Source organism: Pseudomonas sp. PDM19 (assembly GCF_014852215.1).
Lineage (GTDB): Bacteria > Pseudomonadota > Gammaproteobacteria > Pseudomonadales > Pseudomonadaceae > Pseudomonas.
In genome coordinates, this window is sequence record NZ_JACVBG010000003.1 from 587,762 (window position 1) to 607,449 (window position 19,688).

A 19,688-nucleotide genomic window follows, 5' to 3' on the forward strand; every position below is an offset into this window, starting at 1 on the left:
TCAATGCTCCTTGTCGCCCTGCGCCAATAGCGGCAGCGGCGGGGAAATCTCGGCGGCCAGCGGCAGACGGATGGTGAAACAGGTGCCCACGCCCAGTTCGGACTGCACCTCCATCTGCCCCTTATGGTTGTTGGTGACGATGAAGTACGAGACCGACAGGCCCAGCCCCGTGCCCTGGCCGACTTCCTTGGTGGTGAAGAAGGGCTCGAAGATGCGCTTGCGCACGTTCTCCGGCATGCCGCAGCCGTTGTCCTCCACATGGATTTCCGCCCATGGTGGATTGAGCCGGGTACGCAGGGTGATGCGGCCGTATTCGCCTTCCTCTTCGTCGTCGCGCAGGTGGATGGCCTGGGCGCCGTTCTTCAGCAGGTTGAGCAGGACCTGTTCGATTTCGTTGGCGATCACCGGCACCGGGCCCAGGCGTGGGTCGTACTCGTGGACGATCTCCAGCGACTTGAAGTCGAATCCGCCGGTGAGGTCGAAGTCGTTGCCGGCGATCTCCACCGCCTGTTCCAGCAACGCCGGCAGCTCGCAGGCGGCCATCTGGCGGTGGCTGCGGCGGCTGAAGGAAAGCATGTGGGTGACGATCTTCGCTGCGCGGGAGCCGGCGTACTGGATGCCATCCATCAGCTTGGGGATCTCCCGCGCCTCCAGGTAGTGGTTGAGGTCGTCCAGACGCACGCCTACTTCGCCGGCCACTTCGAGGTTCTTCGGCAGCTCCTGCGACAGGCGCCGGCGGATGTTCTGCACGTTGTGCAGAATGGCGCCCAGCGGGTTGTTGATCTCGTGGGCCATGCCGGCGGCGAGGCCGCCGACGGAGAGCATCTTTTCCGACTGCACCATCATCTCTTCCATCCCCAGGCGATCGGTGATGTCGTCGATGCGGATCACCGCGCCACGGCCGGTGCCGCCCATCAGTGGGTAGAAGGTCAGGGCGTAGTGGCGCGGAGCGTCGGTAAGGGCCCATGTGACGCGTTCGACGCGCTCGACCTTGTGCTGCTCGGCGGCGCGGGTGAGCTGCGGCAGGAAGGGCTTGAGCGACGGGAAGGCGAGGAACACCGGCTGGTTCACCGCGTCGTCCAGGCTGGTGCCGGAGAGCTGGCTGGCTTCCTGGTTCCACTGGGTGACGTAGAGCTGCTCGTCCACCGCGATCAGCGCCGAAGGCATGGAGTCGATGATGCTGTTGAGGTAATGCTGGAAGCCGGTGAGCTTCTTCTCGATCTTGCTGCGCACCTGGACTTCCAGCTCCAGCTTGCGGTTCGAGCGGCGGGTTTCCTCGGCCAGCGACTGGGCCTGCTCCACGGCTTCCTGGGCGTCGTCACGGGCGCGCTTGAGCTGCTGCTCGCGGGCCTCGATGCGGGTCAGCATGGTGTTGAAGGCGTCAGCCAGACGGCCGATCTCGTCGGCGTTGCCGCGCTCGGCGCGCAGGGCGTAGTTTTCCTCGCGGGTGACCTGGCGCGAGAGCTCTTCCAGGCTGCGGATCGGCCGGGTGATCAGGCGGCGGATCTGCTGGGCGATGAGCAGCCAGAGCAGCACCGAGACCGCGAGGATCACCAGGCTGGCGGTCAGTGTGCCGGTGTAGAAGGCGCCGGGCAGCTCGCTGCTGGCCACCAGCAGCAGGTAGCCGCTGTTGCGGCCGGCCTGGGGCAGCTCGAACAGCGCATTGAGACGGTATTCGTGCTGGCGCCAGCGCTCCAGGTGGTCCAGGCGCTCGGGCAGCGCCACCGGGCCGTTGCTCGGCGTCTGCGCGATGCGCTCGCCATTGCTGTCGTAGAGCGCGGCGGCGCGCAGCGGCTGGTAGTCGTCCAGTTGCCGTAGCAGCACCTGGGCCTGGGTCGGCGAGGACAGTGCCGGTTCGCTGAGCGCCGGGTTGGCGATCAGCCGGCCGATGGTCTGCAGGGCCTGCGGCGCCACGCTGTCCTGGGAGATCCAGTAGGCCGCGCTGATGAAGGCGAGGTTGGCCACCAGCATCACGGTCGCCAGCAGCACCAGCAGGGCGGCGAGGATTTTCTGGCCGACCGGCAGGTCTTCCAGGCGCTGGCGCAGGTTCATGGGTGAAGGCATGGGCGCGTCAAAGAGAAGAACAGGGGAGGCGGGCAGGGTAGCCCGCCATCAGTTGTCGGGCAATCCGCGGGCCACCAGGCAGGCCCGCAGGCGCTCGTGCAGGGCGCGCAGTTGTGGCAGTGCCAGGTGCAGGCGGTCGCCCTCGCGGCAGGCGTGGCCGAGCAGGTAGGCGATCTCGCTGCGCCGGCCCTTGGCGACGTCCTGGTACATGGACGAGAAGTTCGCTGCGGTGGCGGCAATCACCCGCTCCACCTCGCCCTGCAGCTCCCGTGCGGCGGCGGAGTAGCCAGCGGCATGGAGCAATTGGCCCAGCTCGTCGCAGAGCCCGGCGACTTCGCCGGGATGGCTGGCCAGCTCGCCGTTGCGGCACTGATGCAGCACGGTGAGCGGGTTGATCGCGCAGTTTAGCGCGAGCTTGCGCCACAGGCGCTCGAGAATGTCGTCGCTCCACTGCACTGGGATCTGGGCGCGGCGCAGGTCGGCCAGCCATTCCGGCTCGGGGCCGCCCTGTTCGTCGCCCAGCCAGGTCTGTCCCTGACCTGCGAATACCACGCGGAAGTCGGATTCGCGGAAGGCGCCTTCGGTGCTCGATGCATACAGGCAGCGGGCGCGCGGCAGGTGGGCGCTGACCGCCTGCTGGCTGCCCAGGCCGTTCTGCAGCAGGATCAGCTCGGCGCCCGGGGCCAGGCGCGCGGCCACGCTGGCGGCGGCGGATTCGGCGTCGTAGGCCTTGCAGGCCAGCAACAGGCGCTGGATCGGCGCGCCCTGGGCGGCAGTTTCCGCCGGAATGGGGTAGAGGCTCTCGCGGCCGTCTTCCACCAGGGTGACACCGCCGAGGGCGCGGTAGGCATTGAGGCGCTGGCGGTCACGCAGCAGCAGGCGCACCGGCAAGCCGGCGCGGGACAGGCGGGCGGCCCACAGGCAACCGAGGCTGCCGGCGCCGAGGATGGTCCAGGTCATGGGAGGAACTTCGCGGTTTCGGGGGCTTACCGCGAAGTTTAGCGCAGGCCGGTCAGGCGGCTGGCGTTGATTCGCCCGCTGGCGAAGGCATCGGGCAGCAGCGCGCGGCCTTGCTGCATCAGGTGCTCGACCTCCAGGGGCAGCGCCTTGGCGTCCAGGCCCACCAGGCTGATGCCGGCCTTGAGGGTGATGAAGCCTTCGCTGGTCTTGAACGCCTTGAGGTTCAGGCCTTCGTGCAGGCGGCGGAAGCTGCTCGGCGAGCACTCCTGCAGGTCTTCGAGCAGGGTGATCAGGGCGAAGTGCTGGTCATCGATGCGCGCCAGGACATCCAGCGGCCGCACCAGTTGCTGCAGGCGCCGGGCGACGCCATGGAGCAGCTCGTTCTGGAACGGCTGGCCGTGCTTCTGCCCCAGTTCGGCCAGCTCCGGCAGGCCGATCAGCATGTAGCACACCGCGCCGCCGCGGGATTCCACCTGGCGGATACTGTCGGCCAGCTTCTGCTTCAGGTAGCGCTGGTTGCCCAGGCCGGTGGCGCTGTCCACCAGGTTGCGCTCTTCCAGGCTGGTGATGTTCTGGGTGAGCAGGCGGTTTTCCATCAGCAGGCGCTGCAGGGTGTTGCTCAGGCGGTCGGCGGCCAGCACGCGGGGCACCAGTTGCTCGTTCATCGCCGACTTGCTGACGAAGTCATCGACGCCGCGGTCGAAGGCTTCGGCCAGGGCGTTGTCGCCCTCCTTGCCGGTGAGCAGGATGATGTAGGTGTAGTGATCGCCACTCTCGTCGAGCTGGCGTACCCGCGCGGTCAGCTCCAGGCCGTCCATCTCGGGCATCAGCCAGTCGGCGAGCAGTACGCTCACCGGCTCCTTTTCCAGCAGGTCGAGCGCTTCGCTGGCGCTGCTGGCGAAGCGCACGTTCTGGTAGCCGGCCTGACTCAGCGCGCGGCCGATCATGGCGCTGGAGAACTTGGCGTCGTCGACCACCAGAATGCTGAGATGGTTGGTTGGCATGGAAAGGAATGTCTCGCAAACGAGTGGGAAATGCCGGCTCATAGTGTCAGAGGCCGGGCGCGGTCTTGTCTGTCAGTTATAATGACCGCGCATTTTTATCGTCAAGCCAGGCTCGATGCTGACTGTGAACCGCATCGCGCCGTCCATCTGGAGAGATGTCATGCCTTCGTTCGACGTGGTGTCCGAACTGGACAAACACGAACTGACCAACGCCTTGGATAACGCCACCAAGGAACTGGACCGCCGTTTCGACCTGAAGGGCAAGTGCAGCTTCGAGGCCAAGGAAAAGTCCATCACCCTGACCGCCGAGGCGGATTTCATGCTCGAGCAGATGCTCGACATTCTTCGCTCCAGCCTGGTCAAACGCAAGATTGACGCACAGTGCATGGAGATCAAGGATTCCTTCGCCTCCGGCAAGGTGGTCAAGCAGGAAGTCGACTTCCGCGAGGGCATCGACAAGGACCTGGCGAAGAAGATCGTCGCCCTGATCAAGGACAAGAAGCTCAAGGTGCAGGCCGCCATCCAGGGCGAGCAGGTCCGTGTCACCGGCAAGAAGCGCGACGACCTGCAGGAAGCCATCGCGCTGCTGCGCGGCGAATCCCTCGGCATGCCGCTGCAGTTCAACAACTTCCGCGACTGATGCGCACTCTCGACGAAAAGCTGCGGAACCTCACCGCCCGCCTGACGTCGCAGTAAGAGAGTCGCTCGGCGAACTCCCGACCGCCATGGCTTGCCATGGCGGTTTTGTTTTTGGAATGGCAATAGACAAGGGGCCTGCATCCATGGATATGAATTACGAGCAGATCATGAACAGCGCGGAGGCCTGGACGCCGGTCGTCCTGGCCTACCTGGGCAATGCCACGCTGGCGCTGCTGACCCTGCTGATCGGTTGGTGGGTGATCAACCTGTTTACCCGTCGCGTGGGTGGAGTGCTGTCCACCAAGCATGTGGACAAGACGCTGCAGGGCTTCATCGGCAGCATGGTGAACATCATCCTGAAGATCCTGCTGATGGTCAGTGTGGCGTCGATGATCGGCATCCAGACCACCAGCTTCGTCGCCGCCATCGGTGCCGCCGGCCTGGCCATCGGTCTGGCACTGCAGGGCAGCCTGTCGAACTTCGCCGGTGGGGTGCTGATCCTGCTGTTCCGCCCGTTCAAGATCGGCGACTGGATCGAGGCCCAGGGCGTGTCCGGCACCGTGGACAACATCATGATCTTCCACACCGTGCTGCGCACCGGTGACAACCGCACCGTGATCGTGCCCAACGGCGCGCTGTCCAATGGCATCATCACCAACACGTCGACCCAGAGCACCCGCCAGGTGACCTTCGACGTGAAGCTGGCCTTCGACGTCGACCTGGATGGCGCCCGATCCATCCTCACGGAGCTGGCGGACGATCCGCGCGTGCTCAAGTCGCCGGCGCCAGTGGTGGTGGTCGCGGGCCTGGGCGAGAACTCGGTGACCCTGTCGCTGCGCCTGTGGACTGCCAACTCTGACTACTGGGGCGTCACCTTCATGCTCAATGAGCAGGTCCGCCTGCGTTTGCGCGACGCCGGTATCGACCTGGCGCCGAACAAGGTGGTGCGCGTGGTCAAGGGTGAAGAGGATTCCGTCCTGGCGGACTGATCCTGCCTGCAGGAACGAAAAAGGCCGGCAATTGCCGGCCTTTTTCATGGGCGCTGATCCAATGACCAGAATCAGTGATGCTCGGCGCTGGGGTGTTGTGCTGGCGCCTCCGTGGCTTCCCCGGCCGCGCCGTTGGTGAGGTCGTTCTTGCGGCGCAGCCACAGCCAGCCGATCAGCAGCAGTGTAGGCACGCCGAGCAGGGCGGTGAAGAAGAAGAAGCGCTCGTAGCCCATGCCCTCGACCATCGCCCCGGAATAGCCGCCGATGAAGCGCGGCAGCAACAGCATGGTGGAGCTGAGCATGGCGTACTGGGTCGCGGAGAACTTCAGGTTGGTCAGGCTCGACAGGTAGGCGACGAAGGCCGAGGTGGCGAGGCCGCCGCTGAAGTTGTCGAGCATGATGGTCACCACCAGCATGGTGACGTGGGGTTCCAGCACCTTGAGCAGGGCGAAGACGTTCTGCCCCATCAGGTGCGGGTCGTCGATTGCGCCCATCTGCGCCAGCATGGCGAACAGCAGGTTGGTCCCGGCAGAGGCCGCTCCGCCGATGAAGAGGATCGGCAGGATGCTGAAACGGGCGATCAGCACACCGCCGGCTGCAGCACCCACGAGGGTCATGACCACGCCGAACAGCTTGCTGACGGTGGCGATGGTGTCCTTGGAGAAGCCCATGTCGATGTAGAACACGCTGGCCATGGTGCCCATGACGGTGTCGGACATGCGATAGGTGGAGATCAGCCCGAGCAGCAGCAGCGCCTGCCAGCGGTAGCGGCGGACGAACTCGGTAATGGGCGTGAGCACCGGCGCCATCAGCAGGCGGCCGGGAGCGGAAATGCAGCTCAGGGCGATCAGCAGGTACAGGATGGCGAGCCACCACTTGCCGGCTTCGGCCATGTTGATGAAAGCGGTGCCGGTGACCAGCAGGATGATCAGGACGATCACCGAAACGGCCTGGTGGACGAAGTCGAACTGCGGCAGGCCGCGCCCGTGCACGGCCAGCAGCAGCGGGCGGCGCACTTTCGACAGCAGCTCGCGGACCGGGCGGATCTGCCGGCGGCCGTGGGGCGTCATGCAGATGCCGATGAAGATTCCGTACAGCGCGGCTCGCGGCCAGGCCTGGGCGGTCAGTGCGGTAAGCATGGCCGGCACGGAGATCAGCAGCACCAGCAGGGTCAGCACCGAGAGCAGTTGATGATTGAACGCGAAGGCCGAGCTGCCCGCCTGCGGCTGCACGTTCACCGGCGGCTCTTTCATCGACAGCGTGGTGATCAGGCCCGGCAGGATCGCCAGCGAACACACCGCGTAGGTCAGGGCCCAGGCGGCCTGGCTGTAGTGCAGTGCGCTGGAGCCGGCCCACTCGGCGAGGAACAGCACGCCGGCGGTGGCGAACAGCACGGCGACCCGGTAGCCGGTCATGTAGCAGGCGGCCAATGCGGCCTGGCGGGTGTTTTCAGCGATTTCCAGGCGGTAGGCGTCGATGGCGATGTCCTGGGTGGCCGAGGCGAAGGCCACCACCATCGCCAGGGCGATCAGCCAGTTCAGGTGCGACTGCGGGTTGCACAGGGCCATGCCGAGCAGGCCAATGGCGATCAGCCCCTGGGAAAACACCAGCCAGGAGCGGCGGCGGCCCAGGCGGCCGATGAAGGGCAGGCGCCACTGGTCGAGCATGGGCGACCACACCCACTTGAAGGCGTACACCAGCCCGATCCAGCTGGCGAATCCGATGGTTTCCCGAGCGACACCTGCTTCACGCAACCACACCGAGAGAGTGGAGAGCACCAGCATGTAGGGCAGGCCGGCGGCGAAACCCAGCAGCAAAAGCGCGAGGCTGGCGGGAGACTTGTAGGCAATCCATGCCTCGCGCCAGGAGTGCTCTTTCATGGGGGGTGTTTTCCAGCAGTACGAAAAATTACGCGAACTCTACTAGGACTGCTCGCCGGTAGGCCAGCCGTGCCGACGTATGTCCACCCGATCGTTATGGATTCTGACACCCTCCGCACGCAATCGTGCGCGCTGCTCGTTACCCGAAACGGTTCCGATGGGCAGGCTGATACGCCCCGCTGCGGCGATCACCCGATGCCAGGGCAGGCGCGTGCCTTCGGGCAGTTGGCTGAGGATTCGTCCTACAAGTCGCGCGGAACGGCCCAGACCGGCGAGGCGGGCGACATCGCCATAGGTGATGACGCAGCCTTCGGGCACCTGGGCGATGACGAGGAAAATCGCTTCGCGCCGTACCTGCAGGCTTTCCAGTCCGAGATCAGTCACCGGTGCGCTGGCGGGGGGCTTGGGCTTGGGCATCGAATGCACCGCAATAGAGGGGCTGACGCTCAGGATATCGGCTGCGGCAGCCCTGACAAGTCGGCTCGCTTGTCAGATCCTTCTGTCAGTCATTGTGAACTCCCTGCAACTGGGTCTGTCAGTCGTTGCTCTAGTGTCGGGTATCTGGATAATGCCCGGCTTTTTGCCCATTCAATCCAGTTGAATCCGACTCATGTTCCCCAGAACCCTGCTTACCGTCGCACTCGCATCCTGTTCCCTGTCCGCCCTTGCCGACACCGTCTGGTTGAAGAATGGTGACCGTCTCACCGGCACCATCAAACTCTATGACGGCGGCAAGCTGCTGCTGGCGACCGACTATGGCGGAGAGATCGCCCTGAAGTGGGACAAGATCAAGACGCTGGAAACCGACCAGAACCTGCTGGTGAAGTACGACGAGGAAACCGGCGAGCACTCCAAGGGCCTGAAGGCGTCGGACCAGGGCAAGGTCACGCTGGTCAACGGCGAGGCGCGCACGGTGGAACTGGCGAAGATCGAGCAGATGATGCCGCCCAAGCCGATCCTCGAAGACTGGGTCTGGACCGGCAACGTCGACTTCTCCCTGGACCACAAGCAGGCGGAGAACGATGTCGAGGATTACGACATCGACTTCAAGACCAACGCCCGCCACGGCCGCTGGCGCCACAATCTGCAGGGCGAGTACAACCGCGAGAAGAAGGACGATCAGGTCAGTACCAACAACTATTCCGCGCAATACGCGCTGGACCGTTTCCTCGACGAGCACTGGTTCTGGCAGGGCCAGGCGCAGTACAAGCGCGACTGGATCGAGGACCTGCAGAAGAAACGCACCGTCGGTACCGGCCCGGGCTACCAGTTCTGGGACAACGAGCTGGGTGCGTTCTCCCTGGCGACCTTGGTCAACCGCAACGACTACGAATTCGTCGACGACGAGAAATCCCACTTCTACAGCACCAGCCTGAAGTGGGACTACAACCGTTACCTGCTGGCCAAGCAGTTCGAGGTGTTCACCAACGGCGAAGTCAGCAAGCCGCTGGAGTCCAACGTGGAGTACGAGCTGGAGAGCGAGGCGGGCATCCGCTACAAACTGACCTCCTGGGCGTCCCTGAGCCTGAAGGCCGAATGGGACAAGCTCAGCGGCAACGACGGCGACGTCAACGAGCGTCGCTACACCCTGGGCCTGGGCGTCGGCTGGTAACGCTTCGCTTCGACTGGCTCCGCTCTACGAGAACGGCAATAAAAAGCCCCGCACCTGGCGGGGCTTTTTCATGGGCGGGCGGATTACAGGCGCAGACCGCCGTCCAGTTCCAGCACGCGGCCGGTGTAGTAGTCGTTCTCGAGGATGTAGGCCACCGAGTGGGCGATTTCCAGCGGCTTGCCCAGGCGCTTGAGCGGAATGCCGGAGGTCATCTTCTCCAGGGCCTCGGGCTTCATGCTGGCGACCATGTCGGTCTCGATGAAGCCGGGAGCCACGCCCGCCACGCGGATGCCATAGCGCGCCAGTTCCTTCGCCCACACCACGGTGTCGGCAGCGACGCCGGCCTTGGCTGCGGAATAGTTGGCCTGGCCCATGTTGCCGGCGCGGGAAATGGAGGAAATGTTGACGATCGCGCCTTCGTTCTTCAGTTCGATCATCTTCGCCGCCACTTCGCGGGTGCAGAGGAACACGCCGGTCAGGTTGACGTCGATCACAGCCTGCCACTGGGCCAGGCTCATCTTGCTCAGTTCGCCGTCCTTGACCTTGATGGTCAGGCCGTCGCGCAGGATGCCGGCGTTGTTGACCAGGCCGTTGATGGCGCCGAAGTCGCTGGCGACCTGGGCCACCATGTGGGTAACCTGTTCTTCATTGGCGACGTTGCACAGATAGGCGCGGGCGTCACCGCCGGCGGCCTTGCAGGCAGCCACGGCTTCGTCCAGTTTTTCGGCATTGAGGTCAACCAGCGCGACGCGCGCGCCCTTGCCGGAGAGGTACTCGCCCATGGCGCGGCCCAGGCCCTGGCAGCCACCGGTGATGATGATGACCTTGTCTTTCAATTGCATCGGAACAACCCCACGAACAGTTTCTGGTGAAAGGCCCCGCCGGCAGCTGTGCACAGAGTCAGTCCTGCCCGTCCGTTTGCGACGGATTCTTTGCGAGGAGTCATAAGTTGAGCGTGAAAGCTGCCAAGCATGCCCGAGAACTGCTGCTCAAGGAATACCGCGGCGTCCTCTCCACCCACTCGAAGAAGTGGTCCGGATTCCCCTTCGGCTCCGTGGTGCCGTATTGCCTGGACGAGGCCGGCCGTCCGCTGATCCTGATCAGCCGCATCGCCCAGCACACCCATAACCTGCAGATGGACGGCAAATGCTCGCTGCTCATCGGCGAGCGCGGCGTCGACGACATCCAGGCCGCCGGACGCCTGACCCTGCTGGCCGAGGCGCTGCTGGTCGAGGACGTCGACGCCATCGCTGGCGCGGCCGAACGTTACTACCGCTATTTCCCCGGCTCGCAGGACTACCACATCGTCCACGACTTCGATTTCTGGGTGCTGGAGCCGGTGCAGTGGCGCTACATCGGCGGCTTCGGCGATATCCACTGGCTGGGCGCCAACAGCGTGCCCCTGGCCAACCCCTTCGTCGGCGAGGCGGAGAAGAGCATGGTCGAACACATGAACAGCGACCACGCCAATGCCATCGAGCACTACGTCGAGCTGGCCGGGTTGCCCGCCGGGCAGGGCCCGCAGCTGGCAGGAATTGATACAGAAGGTTTCCACCTGCGCATCGGCCAGGGCCTGCACTGGCTGCCGTTCCCGGCGTCCTGCGGCAACGCCGGCGCGGTGCGCCAGGCGCTGGTGCAGTTGGCCAAGGCGGACGTCTGGCCGGGCAACGAAGTGATCCAGGCCTGATCTGTCCCTCGGCTTATCCCTTGAAATCGGAGCGGGGCGTCGCCACCTAGCTTTCTACCCGGGCAATGACCCCGCCAAGGATTCATCGATGCGAGTTCCCCTGTTTCTGATTCTTCTGTTCCCGCTGATCGAGCTGGCCGTGATGATCAAGGTCGGCAGCGTGATCGGCGTGGGCTGGACCCTGCTGCTGATCATCGCCGGCGCCTTCATCGGCGCGGCGGTGCTGCGCGTGGCGGGCGTCGCCACTGCGCTGCGCGCCCGCGAGCGCCTGAATCGCGGCGAACTGCCCGAGCAGGAAATGCTCGAAGGACTGGTCATCGCCCTGGGCGGTGGCCTGCTGATGCTGCCGGGCTTCATCAGCGACGTTGTCGGCCTGCTTTGCCTGATCCCCTTCACCCGCCGCCTGATGCTTGGCCGCGTGCGCCTGCGCATGCAGGAACAGGCCGAGCGCCGCCGCGCCTTCGCCGACGATCCGGCCGCTCAGCATCGCAGCGGCCCCAGCGTGATCGAAGGCGAATACCAGCGCCGCGAGGAAGACCGCGACCGTCTGCGTTGATCCTCGGGCGGTTTCGCCCGCCCGAGGCACCCACCGCCTGCAAAAAATTTTTCGTCACACACTTGAAATGCCTTGTAGCGACCTTATGTACCGGTCACCGCAAGGTCCCTGTCAGTACGACAGGCTGCTCTTTTCGCGATTCGCCTGCCGGGTCGCAAACCGGCACCGCCGGATTCAATAAAACCTGCCGGGCATCGATCCGGCCGTTGGAAATCACAGTTTGGGAGAGTTACGACTATGAAGCTTCGTCCTCTGCATGACCGCGTCGTCATCCGTCGCAGCGAGGAAGAGACCAAGACCGCAGGCGGCATCGTGCTGCCGGGTTCCGCCGCCGAGAAGCCGAACCGCGGTGAAGTGGTCGCTGTTGGTGCCGGCCGTGTCCTGGACAACGGCGAAGTTCGCGCTCTGGCCGTGAAGGTCGGTGACAAGGTGGTCTTCGGTCCGTACTCCGGCAGCAACGCCATCAAGGTCGACGGCGAAGAACTGCTGGTGATGGGCGAGTCCGAGATCCTCGCCGTCCTGGAAGACTGATTTCAGTCCGTCCACTCCCCACCGAATTCGATTTAGAGGAAACAGAACATGGCTGCCAAAGAAGTTAAGTTCGGCGATTCCGCTCGCAAGAAAATGCTGGTCGGCGTAAACGTCCTGGCCGACGCTGTGAAAGCGACCCTGGGCCCGAAAGGCCGTAACGTCATCCTGGACAAGAGCTTCGGCGCTCCGACCATCACCAAGGACGGCGTTTCCGTCGCCAAGGAAATCGAACTCAAAGACAAGTTCGAGAACATGGGCGCCCAGCTGGTGAAAGACGTTGCCTCCAAGGCCAACGACGCTGCCGGTGACGGCACCACCACCGCTACCGTTCTGGCCCAGGCCATCGTCAACGAAGGCCTGAAGGCCGTCGCTGCCGGCATGAACCCGATGGACCTGAAGCGCGGTATCGACAAGGCCACCGTGGCCATCGTTGCCCAGCTCAAGGAGCAGGCCAAGCCCTGCGCCGACACCAAGGCCATTGCCCAGGTAGGCACCATCTCCGCCAACTCCGACGACTCCATCGGCAACATCATTGCCGAAGCCATGGACAAGGTCGGTAAAGAAGGCGTGATCACCGTTGAAGAAGGCTCGGGCCTGGAAAACGAACTGTCCGTCGTAGAAGGCATGCAGTTCGACCGCGGCTACCTGTCCCCCTACTTCATCAACAAGCCGGACACCATGGTGGCCGAGCTCGACGGCCCGCTGCTGCTGCTGGTCGACAAGAAGATCTCCAACATCCGCGAAATGCTGCCGGTCCTGGAAGCCGTTGCCAAAGCCGGCCGTCCGCTGCTGATCGTGGCTGAAGACGTCGAAGGCGAAGCCCTGGCTACCCTGGTCGTCAACAACATGCGTGGCATCGTCAAGGTTGCAGCCGTCAAGGCTCCGGGCTTCGGCGACCGCCGCAAGGCCATGCTGCAGGACATCGCCATCCTGACCGGCGGTACCGTCATCTCCGAAGAAGTCGGTCTGAGCCTGGAAGGCGCCACCCTGGAGCACCTGGGTAACGCCAAGCGCGTTGTCCTGAGCAAGGAAAACACCACCATCATCGATGGCGCTGGCGCTCAAGCCGACATCGAAGCTCGCGTCCTGCAGATCCGCAAGCAGGTCGAAGAGACTTCCTCGGACTACGACCGTGAGAAGCTGCAAGAGCGTCTGGCCAAGCTGGCCGGCGGTGTTGCCGTGATCAAGGTTGGCGCTGCCACCGAAGTCGAGATGAAAGAGAAGAAAGCCCGCGTTGAAGACGCCCTGCACGCTACCCGCGCTGCTGTGGAAGAAGGCGTGGTTCCTGGCGGCGGCGTCGCTCTGGTTCGTGCTCTGCAAGCCATCGAAGGCCTGAAGGGCGACAACGAAGACCAGAACGTCGGTATCGCTCTGCTGCGTCGCGCCGTTGAAGCTCCGCTGCGCCAGATCGTTGCCAACTCCGGCGACGAGCCGAGCGTGGTAGTCGACAAGGTCAAGCAGGGTTCGGGCAACTTCGGCTACAACGCTGCTACCGGCGTGTACGGCGACATGATCGAGATGGGTATCCTCGATCCGGCCAAGGTTACCCGTTCGGCTCTGCAAGCTGCTGCTTCCATCGGCGGCCTGATGGTCACCACCGAGGCCATGGTTGCCGAAGTGGCTGACGACAAGGCTGCTCCGGCCATGCCGGACATGGGCGGCATGGGTGGCATGGGCGGCATGATGTAAGCCACCCGGCACCTGCTGTAAGAAAAAGCCCCGCCTAGGCGGGGCTTTTTCATGGGCGTCGGATATGCCAGACTGCGCCGCAGGAGATGGCATTCCTCCTTCAACCGCCCTTGTGGCTGATGATGCCTACGCATAGACCTGGAAAGGCGCGTAGGCGCTCGCCTGCGGCCTGTCCAAAACACCTTCCCCAGGACAGGACCATGTGGAAACCCATTCTCGCCGTCTCCCTCGGAGCCGCCCTCGGCGCACTGCTACGCTGGGTGCTCGGGCTCAAGCTCAATACCCTCCTGCCATCCATGCCGCCGGGCACGGTGGTCGCCAACCTGGTCGGCGGCTACATCATCGGCGCGGCTATCGCCTTCTTCGCCAACTCACCCGGCCTGGCGCCAGAATGGCGGTTACTGATCATCACCGGCTTCTGCGGTGGCCTCACCACCTTCTCGACCTTCTCCGCCGAAGTCGTCGTGCTGCTGCAGCAAGGCCGCCTGGCCTGGGCCATGGGCACGGTTGCCACGCACCTCGCCGGTTCCCTGCTGATGACCCTCGCCGGACTCTGGTCGGTGCACGCGCTGATGGGCCGCTAGGCCGTCCAGCCAAGAGAGAGGCCGCGAGGCCCCAGGAGGAAGACATGAACGGCTACCAGTTGAAGTTCTTCACCCAGCAGGACCGCAAGCATGCCGGCCTGCCGCTGGCCCAATGGCTGCTGGAGGAAGCGCGCCGGCAAGGCGTACGCGGCGCCACCCTGATGACGGCGAGCGAAGGATTCGGCAAGACCGGGCGCATTCACTATGCGCATTTCTTCGAACTGGCCGACCAGCCGCAGGAAGTCACCATGGCGGTGAGCGAGGAAGAGTCCGAGCGCATCTTCGAGGTAATCCGCAAGGCGGGTGTGAAGCTGTTCTACGTGAAGACGCCGATCGAGTTTGGCGTGACGGGCGAGGGCGACTGAGTCCGCGCTGAACGGCCCATTCGACCTGCCGCACGGGAAATCGGCAGGCTGAATGTGAAAATTCCGTCAAAGGCGCTTAAGTTCTATTTAAGCTGGTTAGGCTAACGTGCATTGCGTTCGAGGAGAGCATATGCGCATTTTGTTGGTTGAAGACAATCGGGACATCCTGGCCAATATGGCCGACTACCTGGGCCTGAAAGGCTACACGGTGGATTGCGCCCAGGACGGCCTGTCCGGATTGCACCTAGCGGCGACGTCCCATTACGACCTGATCGTGCTGGACGTGATGCTGCCGGGGCTGGATGGTTTCACCCTGTGCCGCCGCCTGCGCGAAGACGCGCGCCGCGACACCCCGGTGATTATGCTTACCGCCCGCGATCAGCTGGACGACCGCCTGCAGGGCTTCCGTTCCGGCGCTGACGATTACCTCCTCAAGCCTTTCGCGCTCTCCGAGTTGGCCGCCCGCATCGAAGCGGTGCTGCGCCGCAGCCAGGGCGGCGGGCGGCGCGAGCTGCAGGTCGCCGACCTGAGCTACAACCTCGACACCCTCGAAGTGAACCGTGCCGGCAAGCCGCTCAAGCTCAACCCCATCGGCCTCAAATTGCTGGCGGTGCTGATGCAGAAGAGCCCGCACGTGGTGCGCCGCGATGTGCTCGAGGAAGCCGTCTGGGGGGATGACTGCCCTGATAGCGACAGCCTGCGCAGCCACGTTCACCAACTGCGCCAGGTGATCGACAAGCCCTTCGCATCCTCCCTGCTGCACACGGTGCACGGCGTCGGCTACAAGCTGGCGGAGGAAGCGCATGGAGTATAAGCAGAGCCTTTCCCGACGGATTGTCTTTGCCTTCGTACTCATGACCGCCGCCGTTGGCGGCCTGTTTTCGGTGGGAATCGTCGGCGTCGTTCATATTGTCGAAGAGCGCCTGATCTCCCGCGACCTGGGCGGTGAACTGGACCGCATCATCAATGAAGACCTGGAGAACGGCCAGGCTCCGAAACTCGATCCGGGCATGCGCTTCTTCATCAGTGATGGCGCGGGCGTCTATGCCATGCCGCCGGCGCTGCGCCGGTTGGACGAAGGCTTCCACGAAGTCTTCGACGGCGAGTTGTCCTTCCATGCGCTGGCGCGCGACGTCGATGGTCGCCGCTTCGTCCTGCTGCAGGACCAGAGCGACTTCGAGGCGCGCGAGCAGATCCTCTACGCCGCCGTGGTCACCGGTTATGTGCTCAGCCTGGCCCTGTCCGGAGTGCTGGGCTGGCTGCTGGCGCGCAAGGTCATGGAGCCTGTATCGCGCTTGGCGCGCCAGGTCCGCCACCGTGACCAGTTGCTGGAACTGGCGCCGCCCATGTCGCCTGACTACGCCAACGACGAGGTGGGCGAGTTGGCGGCGGCCTTCGATTACGCCATGGGGCGGCTGCATGATGTGCTGACCCGGGAGAAGCTCTTTACCAGCGACGTCAGCCACGAATTGCGCACACCGCTGATGGTGATCGCCACCAGTTGCGAGCTGCTGGCGGAAGAGCCGGGGCTCACCCCGCGGTCGCGTGCTCAGTTGGCGCGCATGAACAGCGCCTGCGAAGAGATGCGCGATCTGGTGCAGACCTTCCTGATGCTGGCGCGGGCCCAGCGCAAGGACATGGCTATCGTGTCCCAGGCCGGATTGCGGACGATCGGCGACGAGTTGGTCGCACAGTGGCGCGGCCCTATCGAAGCGAAGGGCCTGACCCTGGAATACAACGTCAGCCAGGAGATGCCCGGGCAATTCAACGCGCCTTTCCTGCGCTCGGTAATGAGCAATTTATTGCGCAATGCCATGCATTACACCGAAAGCGGCAGCATCCGCTTACAACTTGGACCGAACGGATTCTGGGTCGAGGACACTGGCGCCGGTATCCCGGAAGAGCAGCGCGAGCGCGTCTTCCAGCCCTTCGTGCGCGGCCAGAACCCGCGTGGTGAGGGGCTCGGGCTGGGGTTGTCGCTGGTCAAGCGGATCTGCGCCTCCGAAGGCTGGGACGTCACGCTGCGTCCGGCCGAGCCCCATGGCTGTCGCTTCGAAGTTCGCCTAGCCGTCGTTTGACAAAAACTTCACAAGTGCATGACCCGGCTGTGACAGGCTGGTTCGTATCGTTCGCCCTGAATTCGGGAAAGGTAAATATCCGATGACTGAAAAACCCGTCGACCTGGAGTTCTCCCAAAAATACGACCGCCAGCACGCAGAGCGTTACCTGCGCAAGCACCAGGCCGGACTCTCCCGGAAACTTTCTCACTGGCGCGATGTCCAAGTGGCCCGCCAGGCACTCAAGCTGGCGGGGCAGCCGAATCTGGTTCTCGACCTGCCGTGCGGTGCCGGACGCTTCTGGCCGATGCTGGCCGAAAAGGAGAACCGGGTGATCATCGGGGCGGACAATTCCCCGGACATGATCGCCGTGGCCTGCGCCGGTCAACCGAATGAGGTTGTAAAACGCGTCCGACCTTTGCAGACTTCCGCGTTTGCCATTGATCTGCCCGACAATGCCGTCGATAGCATCTTCTCGATGCGCCTGATGCACCATATCGGCGAATCTGACGATCGTTTGACGATGTTGCGCGAATTTCACCGCGTAACTCGCGATTCGGTGATCTTGTCGATGTGGGTCGATGGCAACTTCAAGTCCTGGAAACGTGCTCGCGCCGAGTCGAATCGCAAGAAACACGCCTACCAGAACCGCTTCGTGATTCCCGCCAAGACCATCGAGGCGGAGTTCCGCCAGGCTGGTTTCAAGGTCCAGGATCACATTGATTTCGTCCCGCTCGTACACATGTGGCGGGTCTACATTCTGCGTAAGGAGTGATGGATGGCCGTTGATCTGGCGTCGCTGCAGCAAATTTCCGGTGAGAACGCCATCGACCGTTGGCTCCAGGTGCCCGGCAAATGGGTCGAGGAACCCAACCGTCGGCGCGGCGGCGAAAGCGGCGTGCAGCGAGTCCTGACCTCCGACGGCCGGATGCTCTATCGCAAGCAGCAGATGGGCCACATCTACCGCGACCTGCTGCATCCCTTCGGCTACCCCACCGCTATCCGCGAGCGCAATGCGCTCAAGGCCGCCGAAGCCCTGGGCGTGCGAGTGCCGACCCTGGTCTACGCCGGCTGCCGCAAGGTGGACGGCGAGTGGCAGGCCCTGCTGGTCACCGAGTCCCTGGACGGTTTCAGCAGCCTGGAAGACTGTTACGCCCGTGGCGACCAGGAGCGTTGGGGCGAAGCCCTGCACCAAAGAATTCTGCAACATTACGGTAGTACCCTTGCAAAGCTTAACGCCGGCCGTTGGCAGCATGGCTGCCTCTACCTGAAGCACGTGTTCGTGAAGATGGATGGCGAGAAGATCGAAGTGGCCCTGATTGACATGGAAAAAGCCCGCCAGCGCTTCAGCGCTCAGCGTGCTGCCCGTCACGATCTTCGCCAGGTGAAACGCCGCTCGTCGTGGACAGAGGCGCAATGGCAGGCCTTTGTCTATGGTTACCAAGCGGCGTTTGGCAGCGCCATCAAAGGGTTGCAGACATGAAGTTAGAAATTACGCGAGGTTTGCTCCTCATCGGCGCGCTCGGGGTGGCGACCCTGGCGGCGGCGGCCTGGCATGAGCCTGGGCCTTCGGTCATTTCCGGAAAAGGCGGCCTGGACAGCTGCCCGATGCCGCCCAACCTGCGCGCCAAGCAACAGGACATCCGTCCGGATGACGACCTGCTGCTTTTCCTGTTCGGGATGTCGCAGAGCAAAGCACGCTGATTTCTGATTCCAACTCAAAACCCCGCCTAGGCGGGGTTTTTTGTGGGCGACGGGTTTAGACTGCCGGTTCAAGCCTGCAATGAGATGAGCATGAGCGACAGCGCATTTTCCCGGCGGATCGTGCAGAACCTGCTGGATACCGACTTCTACAAGCTGAGCATGATGCAGGCGGTGCTGCACAACTACCCCAACGCCGAAGTCGAGTGGGAGTTCCGCTGCCGCAACGAAGAGGACCTGCGCGCCTACCTCGACCCGCTGCACGAGCAGATCGAGCAGCTGTCGGAGCTTTCCTTCGCACCGCTGGACCTCGCTTTCCTTGAGCGCATCCCGTTCTTCAAGCCTGATTTCATCCGCTTCCTCGGCCTGTTCCGCTTCAACCCCAGCTATGTGCAGCTGGGTGTGGAGAACGATGAGCTGTTCCTGCGCCTGAAAGGCCCCTGGCTGCACGTGATTCTCTTCGAGGTGCCGCTGCTGGCGATCATCAGCGAAGTGCGCAACCGCCACCGCCATCCGGGCACGACGCTGACGATGGTCCGCGAGCGCCTGCAGGAGAAGTTCGACTGGCTGCGCAAGGATGCCAGCGCCGAAGAGCTGGCTGGCTTCAAGATGGCCGACTTCGGCACCCGCCGGCGCTTCTCCTATCCGGTACAGGAAGCGGTGGTACGCGACCTGCGCGATGGCTTCCCCGGCCACTTCGTCGGCACCAGCAACGTCCATCTGGCGCGCGAGTTGGGGGTGAAGCCGCTAGGCACCATGGCCCACGAGTGGCTGATGGCGCACCAGCAGCTCGGCCCGCGGCTGATCGACAGCCAGGCCGCAGCGCTCGACGCCTGGGTTCGCGAGTACCGCGGGCAGTTGGGCATCGCGCTGACCGATTGCATCACCATGGAAGCCTTCCTGGCGGACTTCGACCTGTACTTCGCCAAGCTCTTCGACGGCTTGCGCCACGACTCGGGCGATCCGCTGGAGTGGGCGGAAAAGGCCATCCGGCATTACGAGCACCTGGGCATCGATCCGCTGACCAAGACCCTGGTGTTCTCCGACGGGCTCAACCTGCCGCGTGCGCTGGAAATCTACCGGGCGCTGCGCGATCGCATCGACGTCAGTTTCGGCATTGGCACCCATTTCACCTGCGATGTGCCGGGCGTACAGCCGATGAACATCGTGCTGAAGATGACTGCCTGCAACGGCCACCCGGTGGCGAAGATCTCCGATGCGCCGGGCAAGACCCAGTGCAAGGACGAGAACTTCCTGCACTACCTCAAGCACGTCTTCAAAGTACCGGGGTAGCCGATTGCGCAGCGCGCCGGGACGCGCCACTCTTGCTCAAGCAGCCAACGCGACAGGCCCTCTGGCGCGACAGGTCC

The 19,688-nt window shown here is 63.9% G+C and carries 21 protein-coding genes and 1 riboswitch; of the genes, 15 read left to right on the plus strand and 6 right to left on the minus strand.

The features are described 5' to 3' along the window. The 3 genes from IB273_RS18690 to IB273_RS18700 are packed head-to-tail and all read right to left on the minus strand — an operon-like array spanning position 1 to position 4,028. Positions 1–2,052, minus strand: coding sequence for a sensor histidine kinase (locus IB273_RS18690; RefSeq protein ID WP_081517503.1), 2,052 nt, complete (start codon positions 2,050–2,052; stop codon positions 1–3). A gap of 60 nt (positions 2,053–2,112) precedes the next feature. After that, the gene (locus IB273_RS18695) at positions 2,113–3,024 is read right to left on the minus strand and encodes a putative 2-dehydropantoate 2-reductase (protein WP_192224736.1); all 912 of its coding nucleotides are present in this window, start codon (positions 3,022–3,024) and stop codon (positions 2,113–2,115) included. A 38-nt stretch (positions 3,025–3,062) separates the two neighbouring features. Then, on the minus strand, positions 3,063–4,028 hold the full coding sequence (locus IB273_RS18700; protein ID WP_081517505.1) for a response regulator: 966 nt from the start codon (positions 4,026–4,028) through the stop codon (positions 3,063–3,065). Positions 4,029–4,188: 160 nt separating this feature from the next. Here IB273_RS18700 and IB273_RS18705 point away from each other — a divergent pair, with 160 nt between their 5' ends. Together IB273_RS18705 and IB273_RS18710 are read left to right on the plus strand one after the other, a co-directional pair. After that, positions 4,189–4,668 carry a YajQ family cyclic di-GMP-binding protein gene (locus IB273_RS18705; RefSeq protein WP_045209642.1) on the plus strand — a complete coding sequence of 160 codons (480 nt, stop codon included), beginning with the start codon at positions 4,189–4,191 and terminating at the stop codon, positions 4,666–4,668. A 142-nt stretch (positions 4,669–4,810) separates the two neighbouring features. Beyond that, on the plus strand, positions 4,811–5,656 hold the full coding sequence (locus IB273_RS18710; protein ID WP_151189495.1) for a mechanosensitive ion channel family protein: 846 nt from the start codon (positions 4,811–4,813) through the stop codon (positions 5,654–5,656). A 71-nt stretch (positions 5,657–5,727) separates the two neighbouring features. Here the strand turns inward: IB273_RS18710 and IB273_RS18715 are convergent, their stop codons facing one another. Both IB273_RS18715 and IB273_RS18720 read right to left on the minus strand, forming a co-directional pair. After that, on the minus strand, positions 5,728–7,536 hold the full coding sequence (locus IB273_RS18715; RefSeq protein WP_192224737.1) for an AmpG family muropeptide MFS transporter: 1,809 nt from the start codon (positions 7,534–7,536) through the stop codon (positions 5,728–5,730). Between the two features lie 42 nt (positions 7,537–7,578). Then, positions 7,579–7,953: an MGMT family protein gene (locus tag IB273_RS18720; RefSeq protein WP_151189497.1), complete on the minus strand. Its 375-nt coding sequence runs from the start codon at positions 7,951–7,953 to the stop codon at positions 7,579–7,581. Positions 7,954–8,146: 193 nt separating this feature from the next. Between IB273_RS18720 and IB273_RS18725 the strand changes: the two genes are divergently transcribed. Further along, the gene (locus IB273_RS18725; protein ID WP_081517509.1) at positions 8,147–9,148 is read left to right on the plus strand and encodes a DUF481 domain-containing protein; all 1,002 of its coding nucleotides are present in this window, start codon (positions 8,147–8,149) and stop codon (positions 9,146–9,148) included. Positions 9,149–9,231: 83 nt separating this feature from the next. Here IB273_RS18725 and IB273_RS18730 read toward each other — a convergent pair whose 3' ends face one another. After that, positions 9,232–9,990 carry an SDR family oxidoreductase gene (locus IB273_RS18730; RefSeq protein ID WP_024764082.1) on the minus strand — a complete coding sequence of 253 codons (759 nt, stop codon included), beginning with the start codon at positions 9,988–9,990 and terminating at the stop codon, positions 9,232–9,234. Positions 9,991–10,097: 107 nt separating this feature from the next. Here IB273_RS18730 and IB273_RS18735 point away from each other — a divergent pair, with 107 nt between their 5' ends. From IB273_RS18735 to pncB, 12 genes are all read left to right on the plus strand, one after another. After that, on the plus strand, positions 10,098–10,835 hold the full coding sequence (locus tag IB273_RS18735) for a HugZ family protein (RefSeq protein ID WP_192224738.1): 738 nt from the start codon (positions 10,098–10,100) through the stop codon (positions 10,833–10,835). Between the two features lie 88 nt (positions 10,836–10,923). Further along, positions 10,924–11,391, plus strand: coding sequence for an FxsA family protein (locus IB273_RS18740; RefSeq protein ID WP_081517511.1), 468 nt, complete (start codon positions 10,924–10,926; stop codon positions 11,389–11,391). A gap of 237 nt (positions 11,392–11,628) precedes the next feature. Further along, positions 11,629–11,922 (plus strand): co-chaperone GroES, encoded by a 294-nt coding sequence (locus IB273_RS18745; RefSeq protein ID WP_009617968.1) that lies wholly within the window; start codon positions 11,629–11,631, stop codon positions 11,920–11,922. A gap of 48 nt (positions 11,923–11,970) precedes the next feature. Then, positions 11,971–13,611: a chaperonin GroEL gene (groL, locus tag IB273_RS18750; RefSeq protein WP_045209649.1), complete on the plus strand. Its 1,641-nt coding sequence runs from the start codon at positions 11,971–11,973 to the stop codon at positions 13,609–13,611. A gap of 73 nt (positions 13,612–13,684) precedes the next feature. Beyond that, a riboswitch (Fluoride riboswitch) is annotated at positions 13,685–13,747 on the plus strand. A 64-nt stretch (positions 13,748–13,811) separates the two neighbouring features. Then, positions 13,812–14,195, plus strand: a complete 384-nt coding sequence (gene crcB, locus IB273_RS18755) for a fluoride efflux transporter CrcB (protein WP_081517512.1) — start codon at positions 13,812–13,814, stop codon at positions 14,193–14,195. Positions 14,196–14,239: 44 nt separating this feature from the next. Beyond that, positions 14,240–14,560, plus strand: coding sequence for a DUF190 domain-containing protein (locus IB273_RS18760; protein ID WP_081517513.1), 321 nt, complete (start codon positions 14,240–14,242; stop codon positions 14,558–14,560). 130 nt (positions 14,561–14,690) lie between these two features. After that, complete coding sequence (locus IB273_RS18765; protein ID WP_081517514.1) at positions 14,691–15,374, plus strand: response regulator transcription factor; 684 nt, start codon at positions 14,691–14,693, stop codon at positions 15,372–15,374. Beyond that, on the plus strand, positions 15,364–16,638 hold the full coding sequence (locus tag IB273_RS18770; protein WP_081517515.1) for a sensor histidine kinase: 1,275 nt from the start codon (positions 15,364–15,366) through the stop codon (positions 16,636–16,638). The genes IB273_RS18765 and IB273_RS18770 overlap by 11 nt, the downstream gene beginning before the upstream one ends. Before the next feature lie 82 nt (positions 16,639–16,720). Beyond that, positions 16,721–17,392, plus strand: coding sequence for a class I SAM-dependent methyltransferase (locus IB273_RS18775; protein WP_081517516.1), 672 nt, complete (start codon positions 16,721–16,723; stop codon positions 17,390–17,392). A 3-nt stretch (positions 17,393–17,395) separates the two neighbouring features. Further along, a complete protein-coding gene (locus tag IB273_RS18780) occupies positions 17,396–18,100 on the plus strand; it encodes a lipopolysaccharide kinase InaA family protein (RefSeq protein WP_081517517.1) in 705 nt (234 codons plus the stop codon). Continuing rightward, positions 18,097–18,321, plus strand: a complete 225-nt coding sequence (locus IB273_RS18785; protein ID WP_081517518.1) for a hypothetical protein — start codon at positions 18,097–18,099, stop codon at positions 18,319–18,321. Before IB273_RS18780 ends, IB273_RS18785 begins: the two co-directional genes overlap by 4 nt. A 90-nt stretch (positions 18,322–18,411) precedes the next feature. Then, positions 18,412–19,611 carry a nicotinate phosphoribosyltransferase gene (pncB, locus tag IB273_RS18790; RefSeq protein ID WP_192224739.1) on the plus strand — a complete coding sequence of 400 codons (1,200 nt, stop codon included), beginning with the start codon at positions 18,412–18,414 and terminating at the stop codon, positions 19,609–19,611. Positions 19,612–19,688: the final 77 nt, after the last annotated feature.

Coding starts and splice junctions, on each gene's coding strand:
- IB273_RS18725 (WP_081517509.1), top strand. CDS start 8,147: ATGTTCCCCAGAACCCTGCTTACCGTCGCACTCGCATCCTGTTCCCTG.
- IB273_RS18745 (WP_009617968.1), top strand. CDS start 11,629: ATGAAGCTTCGTCCTCTGCATGACCGCGTCGTCATCCGTCGCAGCGAG.
- groL (WP_045209649.1), top strand. CDS start 11,971: ATGGCTGCCAAAGAAGTTAAGTTCGGCGATTCCGCTCGCAAGAAAATG.
- crcB (WP_081517512.1), top strand. CDS start 13,812: ATGTGGAAACCCATTCTCGCCGTCTCCCTCGGAGCCGCCCTCGGCGCA.
- IB273_RS18690 (WP_081517503.1), bottom strand. CDS start 2,052: ATGAACCTGCGCCAGCGCCTGGAAGACCTGCCGGTCGGCCAGAAAATC.
- IB273_RS18700 (WP_081517505.1), bottom strand. CDS start 4,028: ATGCCAACCAACCATCTCAGCATTCTGGTGGTCGACGACGCCAAGTTC.
- IB273_RS18770 (WP_081517515.1), top strand. CDS start 15,364: ATGGAGTATAAGCAGAGCCTTTCCCGACGGATTGTCTTTGCCTTCGTA.
- IB273_RS18775 (WP_081517516.1), top strand. CDS start 16,721: ATGACTGAAAAACCCGTCGACCTGGAGTTCTCCCAAAAATACGACCGC.
- IB273_RS18740 (WP_081517511.1), top strand. CDS start 10,924: ATGCGAGTTCCCCTGTTTCTGATTCTTCTGTTCCCGCTGATCGAGCTG.
- IB273_RS18710 (WP_151189495.1), top strand. CDS start 4,811: ATGGATATGAATTACGAGCAGATCATGAACAGCGCGGAGGCCTGGACG.
- IB273_RS18765 (WP_081517514.1), top strand. CDS start 14,691: ATGCGCATTTTGTTGGTTGAAGACAATCGGGACATCCTGGCCAATATG.
- IB273_RS18715 (WP_192224737.1), bottom strand. CDS start 7,536: ATGAAAGAGCACTCCTGGCGCGAGGCATGGATTGCCTACAAGTCTCCC.
- IB273_RS18720 (WP_151189497.1), bottom strand. CDS start 7,953: ATGCCCAAGCCCAAGCCCCCCGCCAGCGCACCGGTGACTGATCTCGGA.
- IB273_RS18760 (WP_081517513.1), top strand. CDS start 14,240: ATGAACGGCTACCAGTTGAAGTTCTTCACCCAGCAGGACCGCAAGCAT.
- IB273_RS18780 (WP_081517517.1), top strand. CDS start 17,396: ATGGCCGTTGATCTGGCGTCGCTGCAGCAAATTTCCGGTGAGAACGCC.
- IB273_RS18730 (WP_024764082.1), bottom strand. CDS start 9,990: ATGCAATTGAAAGACAAGGTCATCATCATCACCGGTGGCTGCCAGGGC.
- IB273_RS18705 (WP_045209642.1), top strand. CDS start 4,189: ATGCCTTCGTTCGACGTGGTGTCCGAACTGGACAAACACGAACTGACC.
- pncB (WP_192224739.1), top strand. CDS start 18,412: ATGAGCGACAGCGCATTTTCCCGGCGGATCGTGCAGAACCTGCTGGAT.
- IB273_RS18785 (WP_081517518.1), top strand. CDS start 18,097: ATGAAGTTAGAAATTACGCGAGGTTTGCTCCTCATCGGCGCGCTCGGG.
- IB273_RS18695 (WP_192224736.1), bottom strand. CDS start 3,024: ATGACCTGGACCATCCTCGGCGCCGGCAGCCTCGGTTGCCTGTGGGCC.